The 22507-nt window shown below is 42.2% G+C and carries 19 protein-coding genes; 6 read left to right on the plus strand and 13 right to left on the minus strand.

Going from position 1 to position 22507, the window contains the following annotated elements:
* Window positions 1-7: 7 nt before the first annotated feature.
* The 4 genes from ACTWPX_RS00860 to pepT all read right to left on the minus strand — a co-directional run bounded on the left by ACTWPX_RS00860 (window position 8) and on the right by pepT (window position 3188).
* Complete coding sequence (locus ACTWPX_RS00860) at window positions 8-484, minus strand: GNAT family N-acetyltransferase (protein ID WP_443118095.1); 477 nt, start codon at window positions 482-484, stop codon at window positions 8-10.
* Window positions 481-675 carry an SE1561 family protein gene (locus ACTWPX_RS00865; RefSeq protein WP_128525510.1) on the minus strand — a complete coding sequence of 65 codons (195 nt, stop codon included), beginning with the start codon at window positions 673-675 and terminating at the stop codon, window positions 481-483. The genes ACTWPX_RS00860 and ACTWPX_RS00865 overlap by 4 nt, the downstream gene beginning before the upstream one ends.
* Before the next feature lie 182 nt (window positions 676-857).
* Window positions 858-1637 carry a TerC family protein gene (locus ACTWPX_RS00870; protein WP_128525509.1) on the minus strand — a complete coding sequence of 260 codons (780 nt, stop codon included), beginning with the start codon at window positions 1635-1637 and terminating at the stop codon, window positions 858-860.
* Window positions 1638-1955: 318 nt separating this feature from the next.
* Window positions 1956-3188, minus strand: coding sequence for a peptidase T (gene pepT / locus ACTWPX_RS00875; protein WP_443118096.1), 1233 nt, complete (start codon window positions 3186-3188; stop codon window positions 1956-1958).
* Between the two features lie 225 nt (window positions 3189-3413).
* On the opposite strand from pepT, the gene ACTWPX_RS00880 reads away from it, so the two are divergent.
* Together ACTWPX_RS00880 and ACTWPX_RS00885 are read left to right on the plus strand one after the other, a co-directional pair.
* Window positions 3414-4490, plus strand: a complete 1077-nt coding sequence (locus ACTWPX_RS00880) for an AI-2E family transporter (RefSeq protein ID WP_443118097.1) — start codon at window positions 3414-3416, stop codon at window positions 4488-4490.
* A 625-nt stretch (window positions 4491-5115) separates the two neighbouring features.
* Window positions 5116-6300 carry an MFS transporter gene (locus ACTWPX_RS00885; protein ID WP_443118098.1) on the plus strand — a complete coding sequence of 395 codons (1185 nt, stop codon included), beginning with the start codon at window positions 5116-5118 and terminating at the stop codon, window positions 6298-6300.
* 51 nt (window positions 6301-6351) lie between these two features.
* Here the strand turns inward: ACTWPX_RS00885 and ACTWPX_RS00890 are convergent, their stop codons facing one another.
* The 4 genes from ACTWPX_RS00890 to ACTWPX_RS00905 form a co-directional block, all read right to left on the minus strand.
* Window positions 6352-7371, minus strand: a complete 1020-nt coding sequence (locus tag ACTWPX_RS00890) for a DctP family TRAP transporter solute-binding subunit (protein ID WP_443118099.1) — start codon at window positions 7369-7371, stop codon at window positions 6352-6354.
* A gap of 83 nt (window positions 7372-7454) precedes the next feature.
* Window positions 7455-8720 (minus strand): TRAP transporter large permease, encoded by a 1266-nt coding sequence (locus tag ACTWPX_RS00895; RefSeq protein WP_128525505.1) that lies wholly within the window; start codon window positions 8718-8720, stop codon window positions 7455-7457.
* A gap of 30 nt (window positions 8721-8750) precedes the next feature.
* Entirely contained in the window at window positions 8751-9308 is a 558-nt protein-coding gene (locus ACTWPX_RS00900) for a TRAP transporter small permease (RefSeq protein ID WP_443118100.1), read from the minus strand.
* Window positions 9309-9550: 242 nt separating this feature from the next.
* Entirely contained in the window at window positions 9551-10396 is an 846-nt protein-coding gene (locus ACTWPX_RS00905; RefSeq protein ID WP_443118101.1) for a GNAT family N-acetyltransferase, read from the minus strand.
* 119 nt (window positions 10397-10515) lie between these two features.
* Between ACTWPX_RS00905 and ACTWPX_RS00910 the strand changes: the two genes are divergently transcribed.
* Complete coding sequence (locus ACTWPX_RS00910; protein ID WP_443118102.1) at window positions 10516-10704, plus strand: SE1832 family protein; 189 nt, start codon at window positions 10516-10518, stop codon at window positions 10702-10704.
* Window positions 10705-10906: 202 nt separating this feature from the next.
* Here ACTWPX_RS00910 and ACTWPX_RS00915 read toward each other — a convergent pair whose 3' ends face one another.
* Complete coding sequence (locus tag ACTWPX_RS00915; protein ID WP_128525501.1) at window positions 10907-12769, minus strand: cation:proton antiporter; 1863 nt, start codon at window positions 12767-12769, stop codon at window positions 10907-10909.
* Between the two features lie 330 nt (window positions 12770-13099).
* Here ACTWPX_RS00915 and brnQ point away from each other — a divergent pair, with 330 nt between their 5' ends.
* Complete coding sequence (gene brnQ, locus ACTWPX_RS00920; RefSeq protein ID WP_443118103.1) at window positions 13100-14416, plus strand: branched-chain amino acid transport system II carrier protein; 1317 nt, start codon at window positions 13100-13102, stop codon at window positions 14414-14416.
* Between the two features lie 121 nt (window positions 14417-14537).
* Here the strand turns inward: brnQ and ACTWPX_RS00925 are convergent, their stop codons facing one another.
* The 4 genes from ACTWPX_RS00925 to ACTWPX_RS00940 all read right to left on the minus strand — a co-directional run bounded on the left by ACTWPX_RS00925 (window position 14538) and on the right by ACTWPX_RS00940 (window position 18926).
* Complete coding sequence (locus tag ACTWPX_RS00925) at window positions 14538-15389, minus strand: transglutaminase family protein (protein ID WP_443118104.1); 852 nt, start codon at window positions 15387-15389, stop codon at window positions 14538-14540.
* 24 nt (window positions 15390-15413) lie between these two features.
* Window positions 15414-16376, minus strand: coding sequence for an alpha-E domain-containing protein (locus tag ACTWPX_RS00930; protein WP_443118105.1), 963 nt, complete (start codon window positions 16374-16376; stop codon window positions 15414-15416).
* Window positions 16369-17829, minus strand: coding sequence for a circularly permuted type 2 ATP-grasp protein (locus tag ACTWPX_RS00935; RefSeq protein WP_443118106.1), 1461 nt, complete (start codon window positions 17827-17829; stop codon window positions 16369-16371). Before ACTWPX_RS00935 ends, ACTWPX_RS00930 begins: the two co-directional genes overlap by 8 nt.
* Before the next feature lie 161 nt (window positions 17830-17990).
* Entirely contained in the window at window positions 17991-18926 is a 936-nt protein-coding gene (locus ACTWPX_RS00940) for an NADP-dependent oxidoreductase (RefSeq protein ID WP_443118107.1), read from the minus strand.
* Between the two features lie 137 nt (window positions 18927-19063).
* Here ACTWPX_RS00940 and recQ point away from each other — a divergent pair, with 137 nt between their 5' ends.
* A complete protein-coding gene (gene recQ, locus ACTWPX_RS00945; RefSeq protein WP_443118108.1) occupies window positions 19064-21199 on the plus strand; it encodes a DNA helicase RecQ in 2136 nt (711 codons plus the stop codon).
* Window positions 21200-21222: 23 nt separating this feature from the next.
* Window positions 21223-22503 carry a kynureninase gene (kynU, locus tag ACTWPX_RS00950; RefSeq protein WP_443118109.1) on the plus strand — a complete coding sequence of 427 codons (1281 nt, stop codon included), beginning with the start codon at window positions 21223-21225 and terminating at the stop codon, window positions 22501-22503.
* The last annotated feature ends 4 nt before the right edge of the window (window positions 22504-22507 follow it).

The following is a 22507-nucleotide window of genomic DNA, read 5'->3' on the forward strand; positions in this document are numbered from 1 at the left end:
CTCTCTCCTAACGTTTATCGTGAATATTTTTCTCCATTTTAACGAATTCGTACTTCCCTCCATTAGTCGCTTGAATGAAGGTTTCTTTCCTACAGAACCCAGCCTTTTCATAGACTGAAATAGCCCGTTGATTGAAGGCAGCGACAGAAAGGGTGAAGCAATCAGCTTGATATTGATGATTAGCAAAACCAAGTCCCTGTTCTAAAAATGCCTCCCCCTTTCCTCTTCCCGTAAGCTGGGGGTGCATACCCAACCCGATATCGACCGTTCGTTCCCCCAACGGGTTTATAGTAAAAAAGCCGATGAGTTGGTGACGATCATAAACACTGTACGTATGCCGGCTTCTTTTTTCTGGATGAATGAACTCTTCATAGTCTTCTTCATCAGCCGTCATATCGTAAAAGTTATAGGGAGGCGGATACTTCCATGCAGCTATTGTTTCGGCTTCCTCCTGTGTCATCAAACTCAAATGCCGAGCGTTCATGAACCTTGCTCCCAGTCTTTTTTGAAGCGTGTCATCTTCATTTGTAATTGTTCAATCATGTCAAGTACACGATTGAAATCTTCCATATCCACGTCTTCGGCCTCCATTGTGGAGACGACTTGGTTTAACATTTGGATACGATTCTTAATATAATGAAACTGTTCAGAAGGATGTTGAGCTGCTTTCCCCATCCTGGTCCCTCCTCATTCAAAAGTATGGTTATCTCCATCATACCTCCATTAAGAAAAAGATGAAATGATTAAGATTATCAAGCTGAAAGCTGTACAAATAACCGGGTTGTCCCTCTTAGTATAATGCCACTTTCATAGATGCAAAAAACAAGCTGCGAGATAGTATCGCAGCTTGTTTTCATTTATGCTTCTTCTACTTCTTTTTTGCTTGATAAAAACCAACCAAGGACAGCAATCAAAACAAGCACAGAGTAGAAAATTATCTTCCACACTGTTGAGTGGGCAAAGTGCTCATCAAGTATTTGGATATTTGGATGAGCAAGGGTAGATACAACAAGCTTCACACCGACCCAACCAACGATAACGAAGGCGGCTACTTCCAAACCAGGTCTCGATTTAAGCAATCTCACGAACACGTTTGCTGCAAAACGCATAATGATGATACCGATCATACCCCCGGTAAGAATAACAGCAAACTGAGCACCATCTAAACTGCCTACAGAAGGCAGATCCGTCTCAGGCAATGCAACAGCTAACGCAACGGCAGCAAGAATGGAGTCGACAGCAAATGCCAGGTCAGCCAGTTCTACCTTGAGTACAGTAGCCCAAAACCCTTTCCCTCTTTGGTTCATTGCATCCTCTTCGGTTACTTCCTCTACTTCTTCCTCCCCGCGCTTCCGCCATTTATCGATAAGGTGTTTACCAGAGATGAATAACAAGTAGGCAGCACCCAGCGCCTGTACCTGCCATACATCTACGAGGAATGAGATGATGAATAGAGATCCAAACCTAAGTATAAAAGCACCTGCTAAACCATAAAATAAAGCCTTTTTCCTTTTCTCTTCTGGCAAGTGTTTAACCATGATTGCCAATACCAGCGCGTTATCTGCTGCAAGTATTCCTTCTAAACCTACTAAGACAATCAATACCCAGCCGTATTCAATCAGTAATTGTGCATCCACGTATATTCTCTCCTTTTCCCATAAAAAAATGATCCCCACCGCTATGGTAAGGACCAAATAAATAGACCTTTACCACTGTGGGTAAAGGTCTCGCTAACAACGTACGTTGCCAATAAAGCCGGGGATTTATCCCGAAATGACGACTTTATTGTACCAGCTACTCCCCTTTAGGAATGCTACATCTATACCTATCATAGCACGCAACCTTCTATTGTCAACGGGTATCTTTACCCACATCCTGGAATAACTTTAGTATGAGGACAGACACAATTCCTTATGCAGGTGCTAAACGAACGTTTTATGAAAAAGCGAAATTCTTCAAAGATCGGTTTCTTCTTCAAAAAGTCTCGCTATTTCGACAATCACTTTAGATGATTTTTCCATGCTTTCCAGGGATATGTATTCATATTTGCCATGAAAATTTTCCCCTCCAGTAAAGATATTAGGGGTAGGCAGCCCCATATAAGACAATTGCGAACCATCTGTCCCACCGCGGATCGGCTTGACTAAAGGAGTTATACCCAACTTTTCCATCGCTTTGTGAGCAATATCTACAATCTGTATTTGTGGACGGATTTTATCACCCATGTTGTAATACTGATCATTGATTTCGATGGATACTTGATTCTCTCCGTGTCTTTCCTTCATTTGACCCACATGCTTTATAAGAGTATCTTTCTTTTCTTCGAACTTTTCTTTATCATGATCGCGCACGAGATAAATCAGTTCCGCTTTTTCTACATCACCTTCAAAAGAATGCATGTGGTAAAATCCTTCATATTCTTCTGTATATTCCGGTGCTTCTTTTTCGGGCAAAGCATTCTGTAATTCAATGGCCAGCTTGACTGCATTGACCATTTTCCCCTTGGCCGTTCCTGGATGAACACTGTGCCCATGAAAAGTGACCTGAGCTGTAGCTGCATTAAAACTTTCGAATTGTAATTCACCCACGGGCCCGCCATCTACTGTATAAGCATAGGAAGCACCAAACTTAGCCACATCGAACTTGTGGGGTCCTCTGCCGATTTCCTCATCAGGCGTAAAAGCTACTCTCACTTCCCCATGTCTAATTTCCCGGTGCTTCAAAAGGTGGTTCAAAGCCGTCATGATTTCAGTTACCCCCGCTTTGTTATCAGCCCCAAGAAGAGTTGTACCATCTGTTGTAATCAAGGTTTGACCTTTATATGTAACAAGTTCAGGAAACTCTCCAGGTGTCAACTTAACGTTTTCATTTAGAAATATGTCTCCCCCATCATAATTTTCAACCACTTGCGGCATTACGTTACTTCCTGTGAAATCTGGCGCTGTATCAATATGAGCAAGAAATCCGATGGTAGGTACAACTTTATCTGTATTGGAAGGAAGTGTTGCCATTACATAAGCATGCTCATCCACAGTAACATCACTCATACCTATAGCTTTTAATTCTTCAACCAGTTGATGTGCAAGGTCCCATTGGCCTTCCGTAGAAGGGGTTTTATCACTTGTTTCATCAGACTGTGTATCTATTTTCACATATGATGTGAAGCGTTCGAGTAATTCTTTTTTCAATTGCTTTCCTCCTCAAAAGTTCTTCTTTATCAGTTTATTCGCACAACGATAAAAAGTAAATGTATTGCTTCCCAACCAATATTTGATATTCTTAGATTAGTGTTCCATTTATACATGGTGTTTATTTGGATTGTACTGCCCTTATTATAAGCCATTAAAGGAATTACCTTCTCGATGCCGAATCTAATGATAGATTGCAATTTTACATAAAAGGTGTGTCTAAAAATGATTCATAAACGTTGGTTTCAAGTTATAGCAGCAGCAATTTTAATCTCTTTGCTTATACTATTGCTGCACCAAATCCAGTTTTTCTTCGATCCGATCTTGACCTATATCGGAGCTGTAGCCGTCCCTTTAATTGGGGGCGGAATCCTATTTTATATCTCCAGACCGATTCTCAAGCTTTTAGAAAAGTACCGCATCCCGCGCATTTCAGCTATTTTGATTATCTTTCTGTTTTATATCTTTATCGGATTCTTAATTACAAGATTCATCGCCCCGATTGCTCAGGAGCAATTCACTAAGCTTGTGAACAACATTCCGGAAATGGCTGAAATGCTGGGTGAAACGATCACTTATTGGCACCAGAATCAGGATATTATCCCAAGCCAGTTCAACGGGACGATTGAGAGTGTTACTCAAAATTTACAGACATACCTGCAAAACGCTTCCAAGATTATCATCAACGTCATAAGCCAATTGATCGGTTTTATTTTCGCACTTGTACTCATTCCATTTTTCTTGTTTTTCATGTTGAAAGATGGCGATAAGCTCGTTCCCTTTGTGAAACAATTCCTGAATAAACGAGCAGCCAAGAGTTTTGAAAAACTTGCCCACTCTGTCGACTATACGTTGAATGCGTTTATTCTAGGTCAAATGACTGTAAGCATCGTAGTCGGTCTTTTGCTCTTGATCGGTTATATGATCATCGATCTCAACTATGCATTGACCTTGTCCTTATTTGCAATGGTCATGAATGTCATCCCATTCGTCGGTCCTTTCTTAGCTGTTGTCCCAGCCATTCTCGTCGGACTGTTCCAGGAGCCGATCCTCGCCGTTTGGGTCGTCGTCATCACCATCATCGCTCAGCAACTAGAAGGAAACTTTGTATCCCCGAATGTCATGGGGAAAGCTTTAAGCATTCATCCCCTGACGATCATCACCTTGATCCTGGCGGCTGGAAGTTTAGCCGGATTCCTTGGACTGCTGTTTGCCATCCCGGCTTACGCTGTAGTCAAAGCCATTATCAGTCACTTTTATAACGAATGGTTGGAAAGAAAAGCCGAAACGGACCATAAATAATCAATAACATTGATAATATCCCATTAAAGCCCCCTTATTTGTAAGATCGATTTCGTTACTTTTGCTTGGAGAAATGGGGTTTTGGAAATGGTTCGCTTTCCGCGGGGAAGACGGCAAGCCTCCTCGAGCTACTAAAGCTCTGCGGGGTCTCGCCAGTCTATCCTTTCCCGCAGGAGGCTCGCCATTTCCAAAACCCCATTCCCATGATTGGAGGAACGAAACCATCATTCCAAATCATAAAGGAAGACTACCGGAAAAGGCTCTACCATGGGGGTTTGAGCGTTACCTCCACCTTCCTGGCCAGGATTAGTTGTGACCGATTCCAAAGAAACTTATATCGCAAGGAGCGTTGGGGGAACGTGGAGACTCCTGCGGGATAAGAGTTCTAGGTGAGACCCCGCAGAGCGTTAGCTCGAGGAGGCTCAACGGACTCCCGCGGAAAGCGACTCGTTCCCCAACGCCCCTTCCTCCACACAACATCTTGGAATCGAATGTTCCAGTATAATACTTAAGTTTACTCAAATATGACTTTGAACAAAGACATATTATTATTACCCGCTATGTCCTAGACGATAGTGGGTTTCCTTTTGAACATGCTTACAACACGAAAGCGAGGATCTGATTTATGCAACAACCTAAACTATGGACATGGCCTTTCATTTTTTTGATATTAGCTAATTTATTCACATTCATGAGTTTTCAAATGTTACTCCCCAACCTCCCTCCCTACATCGAGTCGATCGGGGGGAGCAGTTTACAAATCGGGCTCATTACGACTACTTTTGCTTTTGCCGCTATCCTCATACGTCCATTCATCGGTCATATATTAATGACCCGACCGAGAAAAATTTTGGTAGTTACAGGTGCTATCTCTCTATTGATCATGACAGCCTTGTACCCAGTGACTCAGGTAGTAGTTGTCCTTCTTCTCATCCGCTTCATCCATGGACTTGCCTGGGGTTGGTCGACGACGGTTAACGGAACAGCAGCCGTTGACATTGTTCCAAGGAGAAGAGTCGGCGAAGGGATGGGGTATTTTGGACTTTCTGTTACAGTCGGAATGATCATGGCGCCAAGTCTCGGTATTTATCTTTATCAGAGTTTTTCTTTCAACCTCCTTGTATGGATTGCTTTAGCACTCGGGGGCGTGGCTATTGTTTTATTTTCAGTCACTCGTTTTGTTACTCCAGACCAAGTTTATGAAAACCAGAAAACCCCCCCTCCCTTCTCTTTCACTGGGTCATTGATTGAGAAAAAAAGTGCATACCCTGCTCTAGTGACCATTCTCAATACGTTCGGTTATGGGTCGGTTGTTACATACATAGTCATTTTCGGAAATGAACAAGGGTTGTCGGGAACATTCCTTTTTTATTTTTTCAACGCCTTGTTAGCAACAATCACCCGTCCGATCACGGGGCGTTATTTTGATAAACATGGCCCGTGGAAGTTGATTATTGTATGCTCTGGGCTTTCATTCATCGCTATGTGGATCCTTGCCTTAGCCAGCTCCAATTTACATCTCGTCCTTGCCGGAGCTGTATTCGGTATCGGCTTTGGTTCTATGATGCCTGCACTTCAAGCATGGGTCATTTCAAAAACAACGACAGAAAGAAGTGGAATAGCCAATGGTATGTATTATTCTTCGATCGATCTCGGGATTGGTTCAAGTGCTTTTATTCTTGGGTTTATTTATCAATACGTTACAACTGCCACCCTTTTCAAGCTCTCGAGCTTCCTTTTCATCATTGTAATGGTATTGACCTTGTTGGATTACAGAAAGCAAACCGAACCGTGGCAGTCTCCGCAATGAGCGAGAAGACAAAAAAGCTCGCACCCGGAATTTGGGTGCGAGCTTTTTAACTTATTCTCCTGCAGCTTCAATCTCTTCGAGTAACTTGTCGAGGATTTGTCCATCTACAGTAGATACTTCTTCACGATAGAATTCACGGACAGGTTCAGCTTTGTCTTTGAACATTTGACGCTGCTCTTCTGTCAACTCAATGATCTCTGTCGGATTTTCTGTATCATTTTTAATCGTTTCTAGATATTCTTCGTTTTGTTTCTTCTGCTCATCGAAGACCCAGCTCTGCATTTCTTCAACTGTCTCATCGACCATAGATTTCATCTCATCATCTAACCCGTTATACCAATCAGTATTAACTGTCGTCATGGCCACATAGTTATTATGGTTTGAAATAGTCATGTAATCTTGTACTTCATGGAAAGAAGCATCGCCGATGAAGAAAATAGGGTTTTCTTGACCTTCAACTGTACCACGATCAAGAGCTGTGTATAGTTCAGACCAACTCATCGGAGTCGGCTCAGCACCATATGCTTCATAAGATTTCAGAATCAAAGGTGACGTCTGTGTACGCATTTTGAAATTTTCAAAATCTGCCGGCTCAGAAATCGGTTTGCTGGATGTCCACTGCATCGCACCCTCTGACCAATAGGAAAGTGGAGTAATGCTATGTTCTTCATACAGTTCTCGCAGATCAGTATTTAAAGCTTCACTATCGTTCAATATTTCTTGTGTTTTCTCTACACTATCAGGAAACAAGAAGTGCAATGCAAAAACTTGTCCTTCTTTTACCATATTCCCTGTAAAACCAGGGGACATGACGGCCATCTCCACCGTACCGCCCTGCAACTGTTCGACTTGGTCTGTTTCACTTCCAAGTCCGCCAAATTCATAAACATCAATATTTACGGCACCATCAGATTTTTCATTCATTCGTTTTGCAAACTCTTCCGCATATTCATACTGGACTTGACCATCCACTTCTTCGGTTACGAATTTCCAATTATAAGTCTCGCCGCCATCTGCACTTCCTTCACCCTCGTCACTTCCGCCACAAGCTGCAAGAATCATGCTTATCATAACTAACGACACTAAAGTAAAAATACTCTTTTTCTTAAAAATACCAATGACCTCCCCATATTTTTATATCAGCTTTCAACTCCTCAAAGTAAAAGGAGTGAAAGTTCTTCAAAAAAGATAAGTAAAAATGATATGGCAACCATCATGATGATATACGGTGGTGTGCCTTTGATTACTTCAAGGTACGGTTTATTAAACACCGCACTGGCTGTAAATATATCGACTCCGAACGGCGGTGTAGCTGATCCAAGTGCTGCTTGGAAAGTAATGACAACACCCAGGTGAACCGGGTCGATGCCTGCACTCATGGCAGCTGGATAAAAGATCGGTGTCAAAATCAAAATGACGACTATCGGGTCCACGAACATACAACCGATAAAGAAGAAAATCGTCACCATCAGTAGGATATAAATGGCACTGGGATCTGTACCCAGGACAGTCTCGGTAATCATTTGAGGAATCCTAGCGAATGAAATCACCCATGTAAAAGCCTGCCCGCCGGCAACAAGAACAAATACTGCCGAAGTAACCAGTCCTGTGGAACGTGCGATTTTAGGTAATTCTTTCAGATGCACCGAACGGTAGATCAATACTTCTAATACAAAGGCGTAAAGAACAGACATTCCAGCCGCTTCTGTGGGGCTGAAGAGGCCCGTATATATACCTCCGATAATAATGACCGGAAACCCTAATGGGAGCAGTGCTTTCTTAGTCAAGTGCAAACGCTCACTCCAGCTTGCTTTGTTAGCAAGAGGGATATCTGCCATTTTCGCATAAATGATACTGTATATAGAAAAACTTAAAAATACAATAACGCCCGGGATAATTCCGGCAATAAATAAATCTCCTACAGATGTCCCAGAAACAAGTCCGTATATAATCATTCCGATACTCGGTGGAACCAGCAAAGCCACATCACTTGAGTTGATGATCAATGCCATTGCTGTCGGATCTTTATAACCAATTTTAAGTAATCTTTCTCTCATCGGTTTACCGATAGCTACCACAGTCGCCTGTGTAGAACCAGAAATTGCTCCGAAAAGCGTACAAGCGGCAGCTGTTGTAACCGCGTACCCGCCTCGGATATGACCGATGAACGAGCCGATGAAATCTAACAGACGATTTGATGTTTTACCTGTTGTCATAATATCAGCAGCAAATATGAATAAAGGTACGGCTAATAGTACGTATGGTTCAATACCTGTAGAAAATTGTTGCATTAAAATCATAGGGTCCAAGTTTGGGAAATACAAAAACATGATAACCAATGGAGCCACCATCAGTGGAATCATCATTGGAAAATTCAATAATAGAAGGACCACCATGATTGTGAGCATTGTTGCAATCATATCGTTATCCTTTCTTCTTCCGTATTTTCATTACAAGTGTGTTCCTTCTTGAATATCTTGATTATTTTCATCATTGTAATCTTTAGCGTCTGTACCAAGATAGATTGCATCACGCTCTTTGATATTAATCCACATATTTCTTAAAAATTGAATTCCTCCAAGTAAAAATCCGATCGGGATGAAAATGTATAGGAAATATGACGGCATCTCCAGAGCTGATGTAACTCTTCCTGATTCATAAATATCCAGCACATAGAATGCGGAATAGTAAGTAAGTACAAATAGAATGACCGCTGTTACGAATGGAATGAAAATCATAAGTGCTTTTCTCACTTTGAAGGGAGCGAGATCGTAAAAGGCAGACATACTGATGTGCCGCCCTTTCCTTGCTGCATAACTGATTCCCATGAATGTAGCCACTACAATAGCGATTTGGCTGACTTCATCAGCAAATGGTGGAGTATAACTGAATATCGCACGACTTAAAGCCTTACCTACCACCATCAGTGCTATGATGATGACTGCATAACTTAATATGAATTCTTCTATTTTCAAGATGATTTTGTCTACTACTTTTAAAAATTTCAAGAATATAATCCTCCTAATATGGATAGGGTAGTAGTTTTAAAGGCCAGTTACTAAACATCATACCGAAATAGGCGGAAACGCTCAAACAAGTTCAAACAGAATTTTCCGTCTATTTTGATTATATTTTAAAGTGAGGGGTACATGTAATGATGGGATGCCCTTATCATCTACATTGCTCACCGTAGATACATATTGCTTCAATTTCACCATTACTATTTCCTTATATTGCAATTCCATCCATTTCACTTCCGGAATTTGTAAACCACTGAGTCGCCAACTCTCTTATATCCAAGCTTTTGGTAGATGGAATTCGACGTCGGATTAGCTAAGTCCGTGTACAATGCACAGAATTTATAACCCATTTTCAGCAATCGACCTGTGAGGTGCCATACCGCTTGTGAAGCATAGCCGTTTCTTTTGTATTCATCCGGTGTAAAGACGCTGTTGATTGTAGCTCCATTCTTTGTCGTTCTAGCCCTGCTGACCATGGAGACAGGTTTCCCCTCCATACTCCATAAATACAAGCGACCCGTTTCAATCATCTCATTTACCAATTCAGATGCACGTTCATATAAATCCGGTTCATTCGTCTCTCTGCTAAATTGGCGCATCCATTCCTCTGCAAGTTCCTTGTGAGTCTGATCTGCTTTGACCAATTCACCTGACTGTTCAGCAATCGGTTTCAACTCATCTAAGCGGTAAATCCCTTGTTCCATATGTAAGTCATATTTCTGCTTAGTGAGTTCATGCCATTCGTCTATAAACCATTTCACGGCCGTCCGTTCTCCAAGAACGCCTGGCACCTCATAGTGATGCTTATGTAAATATCGTGCAAATTCACTCAGATGCTCTGGTTCCAAGTTAATCAACGAAGGAAGGATCCACAGATGAGGAGGTGTTCTCATAGACATGAACATACTTTTATCTGATTTCTGTATATGAACTAGATAATGCTCACCATTGAAGCTTGAGTCTTTCATTCGTTCCAACAGCCCTAATGGTAGATTATTTTCTGCTTCACGATCCATGAGTAGTGATTCTACATGCGTATAGAACTTGATTGGGTCTTTCTCGCAGATCATAGTCATCCTTTCATCCCCCCTTTTCTTTTTGCACAACACCGCTTTTTTGTTAAAATTCAAAATATAGTTTCTTATATTATACGTCTTTGCCCAATGTTGAACAATAGTGAAAGGAAGGATTATCCATGACTAAGAAAGAAATCCAGGATCAAATCGCGTTTTTAAAATCCGATTATATTCGCATTCAAGGAGATTTAGATAAACTGGAAGCAGCAGGTGGAAATATACAAAACGCTGAAAAACAACTAGCTAGTATGGAAGAAGAATTGAAAGAATTGAATAAGAAACTGGCTGAGGCTGAGGCTGAGGAGTAAATCCATGGGCCATCACTTTGCAATACCTAAAACAAAAGACGAGGCTGTGACAAAAGAATTTTCTCGCTAAAAAACCCGAACGAATTTTTTCGTTCGGGTTTTCTTTATGAAGCAATAAATGCATACGCCGCTCCAGCAACATTTGATCCATTCTACCTTATTGTTCGTCTTTTCAAGTGTTTAAACCCTGCCCCGTCTTTTGTCATTTAGACTTCTTGTTCTCCTGGTCTTTCCTTTGACCTTCGAGTTTCTCCTGAATCTTCTCAAATTCCTTACTAGGTGGCATCAGTGACACAATGACATCGCCACTATCAGCCCTATACTCTGTTTCTGGGGTGAAGAAGTCAATTTTTCCCGAATACCTTTTAGCAAACAGCAGGAGGGAGTGTTCATCAATATTCTCTAAATATTTCTTGAATGTATATTGCTCGGTTATGTTCGTCTTACGGAATACATAACCATTTTCAACCCTCGCATTCAACTCTTCCCATGAAGCGCCTTCTTGGAATAAGACTCTTCCACCAATGGTGTGAACGAGGTCCTCTAAATTATCCCCTTCCCTATTACTCAAGCTAAGTTGGAATGAATTGTTCCTTCCGAACTCAGGAACAAATGTCGTACAAACAAGAGCATTATAGGAATCTAACTCAGTGGCAGCGATTAGATATTCATAAGGTGTCATATCTAAATAATATTCGGTTTGTTCGGATAAGATTTCCCCATGATAGGATTCAATCCCTCTAGATCGTGCCCGCGATAAGCGCTGCCACGAAGAATCGGTCAGCAATACGGGGGTTTTCAGCTCTTCCAGTGTTTTCGCTAAGCCTGTCGAAAAAGCACTTCCACCGGCGATTAAAACTCCGGGAGGACCCTCCATCGATAATCCTAACTTTTTAGCCAGCCATCCTATTGAGAAACCGTGTGCAACAACGGTTGTAAACACAAGGGCGAATGTAAGAGAAATGAGGATATAAGCATCTTCAAACCCTTCAGCTGCCAGCACACTGGCAAAATAACTAGCTACGGTCAGAGCTACGATTCCACGTGGGGCTATCCAACCAACCAGTAATTTCTCAGCCTTCGATAAATCCGTTCCTATTGTAGAAAGGAAGATGGACAAAGGCCTGACGATAAATAACATCAAAGCTACGAATCCAATAATTTGAAAATTGAAAATCTCTACAAGTGTTTCTACAGTCAGGGATGCCGTTAACATGACGAAGATCGTAGAAATCAATAGCAGAGATATATTCTCCTTGAAATGCCTCATATCAGCTATGGATGAAATGTGCATATTAGCAAGTGTCATCCCCATGGCTGTAACGGACAATAACCCGGTCTCATGCATGATTTCATCTGCTACTGTAAAGCACGCGATAACAACAGCGAAGACAACAGGTGACTTCAAAAATTCTGGCACATAGCCGGTTTCGAACATCCAACCGACACCTTTTCCACAAACCCAACCTAAGAACACAGCAAAAGCTGAAGCCAGGAAGAATAAAAGCAATGAAGATGGATCCACATTACTGCCCATGAAGAAAACGATGATTTCAAAAGCGAAGACCGCCAGTAAAGCCCCAATCGGATCTACAATAATGCCTTCCCATTTTAAAATCTTCGCAGGTCTTGGCTTAAGCTTCGCCTGCCTCAACAATGGCATAATGACCGTAGGACCTGTAACGATGAATAGCCCTCCGATAGTAAAAGCGACAGGCCACGCTAACCCCGCGACATAATGAGCGGCCAGAGAGCCTAGGATCCAGCTCAGGAAGGCGCCGAAAGTCACAATCCGAAACACAGGACGTCCCAGCCCTTTTACTTCTTTGAAGTCTAAGTTCAAACTTCCTTCAAATAAGATTACTGCCACAGCTAAAGAGATGATAGGGCTATATAAATCACCGAAGTCTTGCTCAGGATTCATCAATCCGAACACAGGTCCAGCTAAGAGACCAGTAATGGACATAATGACAATTGCCGGTAATCGAAATCGCCAGGCAACCCACTGTGAACCGACACCAAGAAATCCTATTAACATGAACTGAAGCAATAGTGAATCAATCATTAAATAATCTCCTTGTCTTCGTGAGGTTTATGTACGGACCAATATTGATATAGACATCATTCTATAACCCGCACCCCAATCTGTAAACTAAAGCGAATATGAGAAAGGACTTCCATATTATTGGTAACGTTTTCTTTACTGGTAATCTTAACCTTTTAAATTTTCTAAAAAAGGATTGACATAATTTTATGACATTGATAGTATTACGGCGGTGCTAAAAGAAAATTCATTATAATTAACTTAAAGTTGTCGATAAAATGCCGCTCACCGTCTGGATAGGAGCGCTTTTTTTACGCAAAATATTAAGACATCTATGAGGAGGAGCAAGTCATGAAAGCAAAAGATACAATTTTTATCGGATTCACGCTGTTTGCTCTGTTTTTCGGTGCCGGAAACTTGATTTATCCGGTCTCTTTGGGGATTGAATCCGGTACTTCCTATATACCTGCAATCATTGGATTTGTTATTACAGGAGTGGGGATGCCGATCGTCACTGTCGCTGCGATTTCCCTTGTTCGCAATGGAGCAGTCCAATTAGCCGGGCGGGTACATCCCACGTTCGGTTTATTATTTACTGCGATGGTTTACCTGGTCATCGGGCCTTTTTTTGCAATCCCACGTGCTACCAATGTAGCTTTCGAAACGGGAGTCGCCCCGTTCTTGAATGGGGAAGCACTGACCCTTTTCCTATTCACAGTCGTATTCTTTATTTTCGTCTATTGGGTCAGCCGTAATCCTTCTAAATTAGTGGATCGCGTCGGACAAATATTAACCCCCGCACTTTTCTTAGCTATCTTAGCATTAGTCATCGGCAGCTTCTTTATGTTAGACGGACCAATCCAGCCTGCAGGTGAAAAATATGAAGCTCAACCGTTCTTTACAGGTTTCGTCGAAGGGTACTTGACCATGGACGCGATAGCTTCCTTAGCATTCGGGATCATCGTTGTCTCTTCATTTCGCGATCGAGGCGTTACCGATCCTAAAGAACTCACTTCCCGCACCTTAAAAGCTGGCCTTGTTACCGCAGCAGGCTTGGCAAGTGTGTATATTGCGATCGGTTGGATTGGAGCTAAGATGGCCACCGAAGGAACGTATGACAACGGGAGTGCCATTCTCTCCGGGGCTGCCCAAATCATGTACGGTGATGTCGGTACGGTTCTATTAGGGTTGATTGTCGGACTAGCCTGCTTCACTACTTGTGTGGGGCTGACAGTGGCCTGTGGACAATTCTTCTCCAAACGTATCCCAAGTTTATCTTATCAGGCTGTCATTTTAATTGTTACGTTCATCAGTTTCGGGATCTCAAATATAGGTCTTAACCAGATTATTTCTTATTCTGTCCCCGTGCTCGTATTCTTTTATCCAATCACAATCGTATTAGTGGCCCTCACATTCATGGGCAGGCTTTTCAATCATTCACCATATGTTTACCGCGGGGCTATCCTGCTTACAGCAATCATCGGGCTTTATGATGGTCTTGTCGCATTTGGTACAGACGTCTCGGTCATCACTCCGTTGGTTAGCCAATTACCCCTATATGAATTGAATTTGAGCTGGGTCTTTCCTGCCATCCTTGGTGGTATACTCGGCATGCTCTTCCAATATTTCAAAGGCCAGACAAGAACTTCCGAAAGTTATCAAAATTAAAGAGAGATCTACCTATCAAAATCCCTCTTCATAATGAAGAGGGATTTATTTTGCAAACTATTATTTAAATTGTGTTGTGAATCCGCATTGGTTAAGATGTAAGAAATAACTCTATAACACCTTATTGATCCAATAAGGTTACCGTTACTTTCACATCCAAGCTCTGCCCCCCGCCACGGTACACGCCTTGAAGCGGACTGACGTCTGCATAGTCCCTTCCCGTTCCGATGCGGATATGCTGTTCTAAGGCTTCCATGTTATTTGTCGGATCCAATCCTATCCAGCCAATGCCAGGGACCATCATTTCCACCCAGGCATGTGTGGCGGCGTCTCCAATCAAGTCAGAGTCCTCTCCTACGTATAAATAACCACTAGCATAGCGAGCCGGGATACCTTGCGACCTTAATACACTGATCATGGTATGCGCATAGTCCTGACACACACCCGCTCTATACGGCCACGATTCATAAGCTTTCGTATTGACTTGTGTAATTGTCGTATCATAACGTATGGATTTATGGATGTACTCCATCAGATTCAACGCAAAGCGGATAGGATCTTGAGCGTCCCCCACCGCCTCAATGATTTCCGCAATTTGCTCTTTATATAAAAAGGTATAGGGAGTTTCATTCAAGTAAGCCAAATAATGATGATGGAACAATTCTGAATGAAATATCGTCCGCATCTCATCTGAACAATGAATCATCTTTATAAGAGGACTCTTCTGAATACTGATGGTGGAGATTGTTTTCAATGTAAGATGTTCATGTTTTTCAGGGATGAAAAAAGTTTCTACATGGTTCCCCCACAAATCGATATGTTCCTTCGTCATCGATCCAGGTGTAATTTCTGTCCGATAAGCTAGCAAGCGTTGACATTCATCAGATCGTGGTTTCAAACGTATGTGATTCATACTCTGATCCACGAAGTTTTCATAATAAAAGGTATTGGTGTGCTCTATTTGATACTTCACTAGGTCTACCTCCTGTGTCTCTTCCTACTTGGCATGCACAGGTTCAATGAGATAATACGTCTCAGAGAACATACGACTGACTGTCATACAGCGATCCTGGAAATGATCGAGAAAGCTCATCAGCTGTTCCATATCCATTTCCTCAATATCGGTTTCATATATTTCATTCTGGATAACTTCAAGCATTTGGAAAAGGTCTTCTGAATAATGAGAGATCTTCCCTCCCTCTACGTTATAAACAGCCTCCATTACGTGGTTCATGCAGTAACGGATCGATCTGGGAAAAGTCTCCTCTTTAATCAAAAAGCTCAACACATGTTTGGATTCCATTGTTGGTGGATGTTCCTTAATATAGGCATCATAGCCATTCAGAAACTGCAGAGCTGTAAGCCAGTAATAGTAATGGTTCGTACCTACATTTGTCTCTTTTATATTCTTTTCACATGTCACATTCAAGATGCGGGCAGTCTTCTCTGCGCGCTCCAGCCATTTGCCTACCTTAATAAAAGTATAAGGTGTCCCTCGAGTCATGCTGGATTCAATGACACCTTGCAAGGTCATAGAGGTCGTAATCACCTTTTTCAAGTAATCCTGCGTATGTTGTCTTGTATTCGGAAGTTCCTGCCAATCTTTTTGACTTAAGTGAAATTCATTTAACACTTCCCAAAGCTCCTCCGGAAGGATGTCCCTTGTCGCCCGGGCATTCTCGCGCGCGTATATCATACTATTCATTAAAGAATTCACATTAAGGGGGCTGATGGTCAAATACTGAATGAGCGTTTCACGATCCAAGCGATCATACAATTCATAGTAATCCTCTGAAGAAGCACAAACTTCCAAAATCTCTTCCCAATCACGGTCAGCCGATTCTTTATTTGTCGCCTCAAGCATGTGAATGAGTTGGACACTGAGTACCCTGGCGTTGTTCTCCGCCCTTTCAATGTTGCGTGACATCCAATAAAGAGAATCAGCTACACGACTAAGCATCCTTACCACCCCTTTCCGTCAAAATCCACGTATCTTTCCCTCCGCCGCCCTGGGAAGAATTAACGACTAAAGAACCTTCTTTGAGGGCAACCCTGGACAGCCCGCCTGGCAATACATTCATCTCTTTACCATTCATGATAAATACACGCAAATCTACGTGACATGGATAGAAACGCCCTTCCTGATAAGCAGGTGCCCGGGAAAGCTTAATTGTCGGTTGGGCAATGTACTGATGGGGGTGTTCAATTATTTTTCTTTTGAACTCTTCACGTTCACTTTCTTCAGATTGGGGGCCGATCAGCATATCATATCCACCTGATGCTCCAACATTCTTGATGACAAGTTTTTCAATATTGTCCAAAACGTAATCAAGCTTCTCAGGATCACTCAAAAAATAGGTTTCGACATTCGGTATGATAGGTTCCTCATCAAGATAAAAACGAATCATATCAGGTACATAGACATACATCGCTTTGTCATCCGCGACTCCATTGCCTATCCCATTCAATATGGATACATTCCCTTTTTTATAAGCTCTTAACAACCCAGCAACTCCAAGAGCAGAATCTGGACGGAAAGCATCTGGATCGAGGAAATCATCATCAATTCTTCTGTAAATGATATCCACACGTTTCAATCCCCTGATGGTTTTCATGTAGACGACATCATCTTTAACAGATAGGTCTCTCCCTTCAACAAGTTCAATCCCCATTTGTTGAGCTAAAAATACATGATCATAATATGCGGAATTATATATGCCCGGCGTCAGTAAGACAGCTGTCGGCGCTTTGCTTGAATCTGCATTATCCGGGACGTGGCTGATCACAGACTGGTGCAGTTCAGATATTTGGTGTTCCAATGTTTCAATAGAATGTTGGAAGAATAGTTCCGGATAAACCTGTCTCATGACATACCGGTTCTGGAAGACGTAGGACATGCCTGAAGGGTTCCTTAAATTATCTTCAAGCACACGATATTCTCCATTTTCATCTCTGATCAGGTCCACCCCTGCTAAAAAAATGTGGTTTTTAAGCGGTATATCGAGGTTGGCTACTTGCCGTTGATAGTAATTGGGGTTGTTTTCAATAAGATCTCTTGGAATGATCCCCGCCTCTACGATTCTCTGTTCATGGTAGATATCATCAAGGAAATGGTTTAAAGCTGTCATTCTCTGCTTCATTCCTTCTTCAATCTTCTTCCAATCTGTTCTTGGAATGATAATGGGAACGAAATCAAAAGGCATGGTCCTCTCAGTTCCTCCGGTGTGGTTATAAACGGTGAATGTAATGCCTTGGCGTAGGAAATTCAATTGAGCGGTTTCATGTTTGTTAATCAATTCTCGTTCTGAAAATTGATTTACAAGTTGATAAAACCATTGATAGTGGCCTTTAGGCTCACCACTATGCTGCATCATCTCATCAAAGAAAATCCCTGTTTGGTAATTGGTTAACACGACCTCTCCTCCATTTCCACATACTTTATACTCTTTACCCTTAGTTTACTCCAGCGACACAAAAATTGTAAGAAAATTTAAAATCTACTTTTGTTTTGGAAATATAAGACACCTCAAGCCATCCAGAATTTGGATGGCTTGAGGTGTCTTATATTTCCATATCACTTGATATTGACCACGATTTTGCCTTTGGCATGATGGGTCTCACTCAACTCATGTGCTTTTTTAATTTCTTTAGCAGAGAAACCGAAGCGTCGTCCGACAATTGACACTAGACTTCCTTCTTCCATCATATCCGCTAGTTTAGAGAGTTTTTCACCACATGGCTCCAACCAAATAAAGCCAGCTTTCACATCATGCTCTTTCGCTGCCTTTTCTTCAGGAGGTTGAACGATGGATGCGAGTCTGCCACCTTCCTTCAATACTTTGAAGCTTTTCTCCTGTACACTCCCGCCCAGAGTATCAAGGACGATATCAAAGTCACTTAATAATTCGGAGAAATCTTCTTCTTTATAATTAATAAATTCGTCCACATCTAATTCTTCTACCCAGTCTCTATTTTTCCCACTAGCTGTGGTAGCTACATAGGCACCCATTTTTTTAGCTAACTGGATCGCATAATGACCGACACCACCGGACCCAGCATGGATGAGAACCCGGTCTCCTTCTTGAATATCCGCAAAGTCTACTAAGCATTGCCATGCGGTCAATCCCGCCAACGGCACTGCTGCGGCTTCCTCAAAGGAAACATTCTCTGGAAGATGAGCTAATAGGTCTTCGTCAATAGCCGTGTATTCAGCGTAAGTTCCGAATCGGGTCGTAGCTGGACGAGCGAACACTCTGTCACCGACCTCGAATTTGTTCACCTCTGAACCGACTTCTTTAATCGTTCCTGCAGCATCCCAACCTAAAATTATCGGAAACTCAAAATTCAACATTTCTTTCAGGTATCCTTCCCTCAACTTCCAATCAATCGGGTTAATTGAAGTGGCATGCAATTCCACCACCACTTGCTTAGATCCAGCCACCGGCATTTCTATTTCTTTTTCAATCAATTGCTCTTTATTACCATATTGTTCAATAACTACAGCTTTCATTATATGATTCACTCCTTTGGACAATCATATGGCAGCTCTTTAATCATGGCTGCTCTCATATAGTTTTCCCCTCTCATTTCACGTGAAACATGATAAGATGATGGAAGAAGAAACACTACGTACAAAGGATGATCCAGATGATTCAACAGGCCGAAAAACTATTGCAGCAATACTACGGCTATCCTTCCTTCCGACCTGGTCAAAAAGAAGCGATCAGCCACGTCCTCGATGGTGAGAACACTTTAGCCGTCATGCCTACAGGGGGAGGCAAATCCCTCTGTTATCAAATCCCCGGCCTTGCTCTAGAGGGGACAGCGATCATCATCTCTCCTCTCATTTCTTTAATGAAAGATCAGGTAGATGCACTGAACTCCTATGGGATTGCAGCGACATATATTAATAGCTCACTTTCAACGGAAGAACAGCGCCAAAGGATGCGGGATATGCAACAAGGAAGTTATGCCTTCATTTACGTTGCACCGGAGCGTTTCGACGCCCCTTCTTTCCTTTCCGCATTAAAAGGTATGAAGCTCTCCTTGATTGCTTTCGATGAAGCCCATTGTATTTCACAATGGGGGCATGATTTCAGACCTAGTTACCGTTCCATTGTTTCAACTTTGCAAAAGATTCCAGATCTGCCTGTAATCATGGCTCTAACAGCTACAGCTACCCAAGAAGTCATTAAAGATATCAAGCAATTGATACATGTTACCGATCAACACGTTGTGAACACAGGGTTTGCAAGAGATAATTTATCCTTCCGAATCATCAAAGGCCGTGACAAACGGGAATTCGTCGGAGAGTATCTGACACAAATCCCCAATGAGTCTGGCATTATCTACACGGCAACCCGAAAAGATGCTGATCAACTCCATTATCTTTTAACAAAAAAGGGCTTCGCTGCTGGTAAATATCATGCTGGAATGACTGAAAACCAACGGAAGCAAGCTCAGATGGATTTTGTTCAAGATGAAATCACCACCATGATTGCAACGAACGCTTTCGGTATGGGCATTGATAAATCGAATGTCCGATATGTCATCCACTACTCCATGCCAATGAATATTGAATCCTATTACCAGGAAGCTGGGCGTGCAGGTCGTGATGGAGAACCAGGAGATTGTGTCCTTCTTTTTTCAAGTCAGGATATCAATCTGCAAAGGTTTTTAATTGACCAGTCACCTGTGGAAGAAAAGAAAAAAGAGGAATACAACAAACTACAGTCGATGGTGAATTATTGCCATACCCATACGTGCCTGCAGCAATATATCCTTGATTACTTTAATGACCCTTCATCTGCAAAAAAATGTGGAAAATGCTCGAACTGTACCCATGATGGTGAAGAACAGGATATGACGAAGGAAGCCCAGATGGTGCTATCTTGTGTCAAAAGGATGGGAGAACGCTTCGGTGCAGGTTTGACAGCAAAAGTGTTGAAAGGTTCATCTGATCAGAAAGTAAAGCAATTCCGCTTTCAAAACCTTTCTACTTATGGGATTATGCCGAATTACACAGAGAAGGAATTAACACGACTTATACACTTTTTGACGGCAGAAGGTTATCTGTCACCAGGACAGGGACGCTATCCTGCTTTGCAGTTGACTCAAGAAGCTGTCGAAGTCATCAAAGGGGACCAACCTGTTGTTATGCTTGTTGAAACTACTACGGCCAAACAGGATCTGGATTATAACGAAGTATATTTTGAAGAGCTTCGTCAGTTGAGAAAGACACTTGCCGATGAAGCTGCCTTGCCCCCTTATGTGATTTTTTCCGATGCTACATTAAAAGAATTTACAATCTACTTACCTGAAAACAAAGAGGAAATGCTGGCAATCAAAGGTGTCGGAGAGCAAAAATACGAAAAATACGGAGAGGCATTTTTAGAAGTGACCCGTCCATGGGCTGAGAGGGCAGAACAAAAACCCAAACCCACTCGTACATCTGAACCTTCTGTGAGGAAAAAAGATCCCTTTGAAGAGCGACCGAGCTACATCATTACCTATGATATGTGGCAGGAAAAACAATCGATTAAAGAAATTGCTAAGGAACGGGAAATGAGTACCCAGACGATCGAAAATCACCTCTTCCGTTGTGCAAAAGAAGGAACAGATATCAATTGGGATAGATGGTTTGATGAAGAACAGGAATCACAAGTCATGAAAGCTTATGACCAACTAGAAGAACGAAAGCTGAAGCCCTTAAAAGATGCGTTGCCTGAAACCTTTACTTATTCGATGATTAAAGCTGTGTTAATCAAACACGACCTTATGTAACAACAATGCTGGGAGGAGATTTTATGACAAAGCCTGTAATCACACGGGAGACAGTCCAAAAGCTTGATCATGAAGACCCGTTTGGAGCTTTTAAAAATGAGTTTTATTTAAAAAAGGACCACTATTACATGGATGGCAATTCACTAGGGCTCCTTTCTAAACGCGCAGAAAAAGCACTCTCCACCTCACTAGAAGACTGGAAGCGTCATGCGATTGAAGGCTGGACGGAGGCCAGAGAACCTTGGTTTTACATGTCGGAGAAAATAGGCGAAAAGACAGCACATCTCATTGGGGCGGAGCCTTTTGAAGTCATCAATACTGGCTCCATAACTACAAACCTGCATCAATTGCTGGCTACTTTTTATAAACCTGAGGAAAAAAGGACGAAAATCCTTGCAGACGAATTGAATTTTCCTTCTGACATTTATGCAATCAAGAGTCAAATCGAGTTGCATGGCCTTGAACCAGAAGACCATCTGATCCGGGTTGCAAGTGCAGATGGTTATACCTTTAAGGAGGAGGATATCATTCGTGAAATGGATGAGGATGTCGCTCTTTTACTCCTTCCATCAGTCCTTTACCGCAGTGGACAGCTTCTGGATATAGAAAAACTGACTCATGCAGCACATAAGAATGGCATCATTGTAGGGTTCGACTTAGCACATTCCATAGGCGCCACTCCCCACCATCTGAGCGAATGGGGGGTCGACTTCGCTGTTTGGTGTACCTATAAGTATTTAAATAGTGGGCCTGGCGGTGTCGGTGGACTTTACGTCAATCAAAAACATCTTGGCAAAAAACCCGGACTTGCGGGATGGTTCAGTTCAAATAAAGAGAAGCAATTTGATATGAGCCATGATTTGAGCCCTTCGGAAACGGCCGGTGCTTTTCAAATCGGTACACCGCATATTCTAAGTTCTGCTCCCCTTTTAGGCTCCCTTGAACTATTCCAAGAAGCCGGGATTGAAGCTGTCAGGGAAAAATCGTTGAAGTTGACACGTTTGATGATGGATCTTACTCACCAAGAACTCCCCGGCTTCGGATTCAAACTTGCCAATCCTCTGGACGATGAACGTCGTGGAGGACACGTCTGTTTTGTTCATGATGAAGCAGCAAGCATTTGTAAAGCCTTGAAAAAGGAAGGTGTCACACCTGATTTCCGCGCCCCCAATGTCATCCGTTTAGCACCGATCGCATTTTATACTTCATATGAAGACGTGTTGGATGTCATGTTACTATTGAAGGATATCATGGAAAACAAAAAACATAAGCAATACAAAAACGAACGGGGAATTATCGCTTAAGGAG

It is taken from the genome of Halobacillus sp. H74 (assembly GCF_052246715.1).
Classification (GTDB): Bacteria; Bacillota; Bacilli; order Bacillales; family Halobacillaceae; genus Halobacillus; species Halobacillus litoralis_A.

Coding starts and splice junctions, on each gene's coding strand:
- ACTWPX_RS00915 (WP_128525501.1), bottom strand. CDS start 12,769: ATGATTGATTCACTATTGCTTCAGTTCATGTTAATAGGATTTCTTGGT.
- recQ (WP_443118108.1), top strand. CDS start 19,064: ATGATTCAACAGGCCGAAAAACTATTGCAGCAATACTACGGCTATCCT.
- ACTWPX_RS00910 (WP_443118102.1), top strand. CDS start 10,516: ATGACTAAGAAAGAAATCCAGGATCAAATCGCGTTTTTAAAATCCGAT.
- ACTWPX_RS00930 (WP_443118105.1), bottom strand. CDS start 16,376: ATGCTTAGTCGTGTAGCTGATTCTCTTTATTGGATGTCACGCAACATT.
- ACTWPX_RS00905 (WP_443118101.1), bottom strand. CDS start 10,396: ATGACTATGATCTGCGAGAAAGACCCAATCAAGTTCTATACGCATGTA.
- ACTWPX_RS00885 (WP_443118098.1), top strand. CDS start 5,116: ATGCAACAACCTAAACTATGGACATGGCCTTTCATTTTTTTGATATTA.
- ACTWPX_RS00890 (WP_443118099.1), bottom strand. CDS start 7,371: ATGATAAGCATGATTCTTGCAGCTTGTGGCGGAAGTGACGAGGGTGAA.
- brnQ (WP_443118103.1), top strand. CDS start 13,100: ATGAAAGCAAAAGATACAATTTTTATCGGATTCACGCTGTTTGCTCTG.
- kynU (WP_443118109.1), top strand. CDS start 21,223: ATGACAAAGCCTGTAATCACACGGGAGACAGTCCAAAAGCTTGATCAT.
- ACTWPX_RS00865 (WP_128525510.1), bottom strand. CDS start 675: ATGGGGAAAGCAGCTCAACATCCTTCTGAACAGTTTCATTATATTAAG.
- ACTWPX_RS00880 (WP_443118097.1), top strand. CDS start 3,414: ATGATTCATAAACGTTGGTTTCAAGTTATAGCAGCAGCAATTTTAATC.
- ACTWPX_RS00860 (WP_443118095.1), bottom strand. CDS start 484: ATGAACGCTCGGCATTTGAGTTTGATGACACAGGAGGAAGCCGAAACA.
- ACTWPX_RS00940 (WP_443118107.1), bottom strand. CDS start 18,926: ATGAAAGCTGTAGTTATTGAACAATATGGTAATAAAGAGCAATTGATT.
- ACTWPX_RS00895 (WP_128525505.1), bottom strand. CDS start 8,720: ATGATTGCAACAATGCTCACAATCATGGTGGTCCTTCTATTATTGAAT.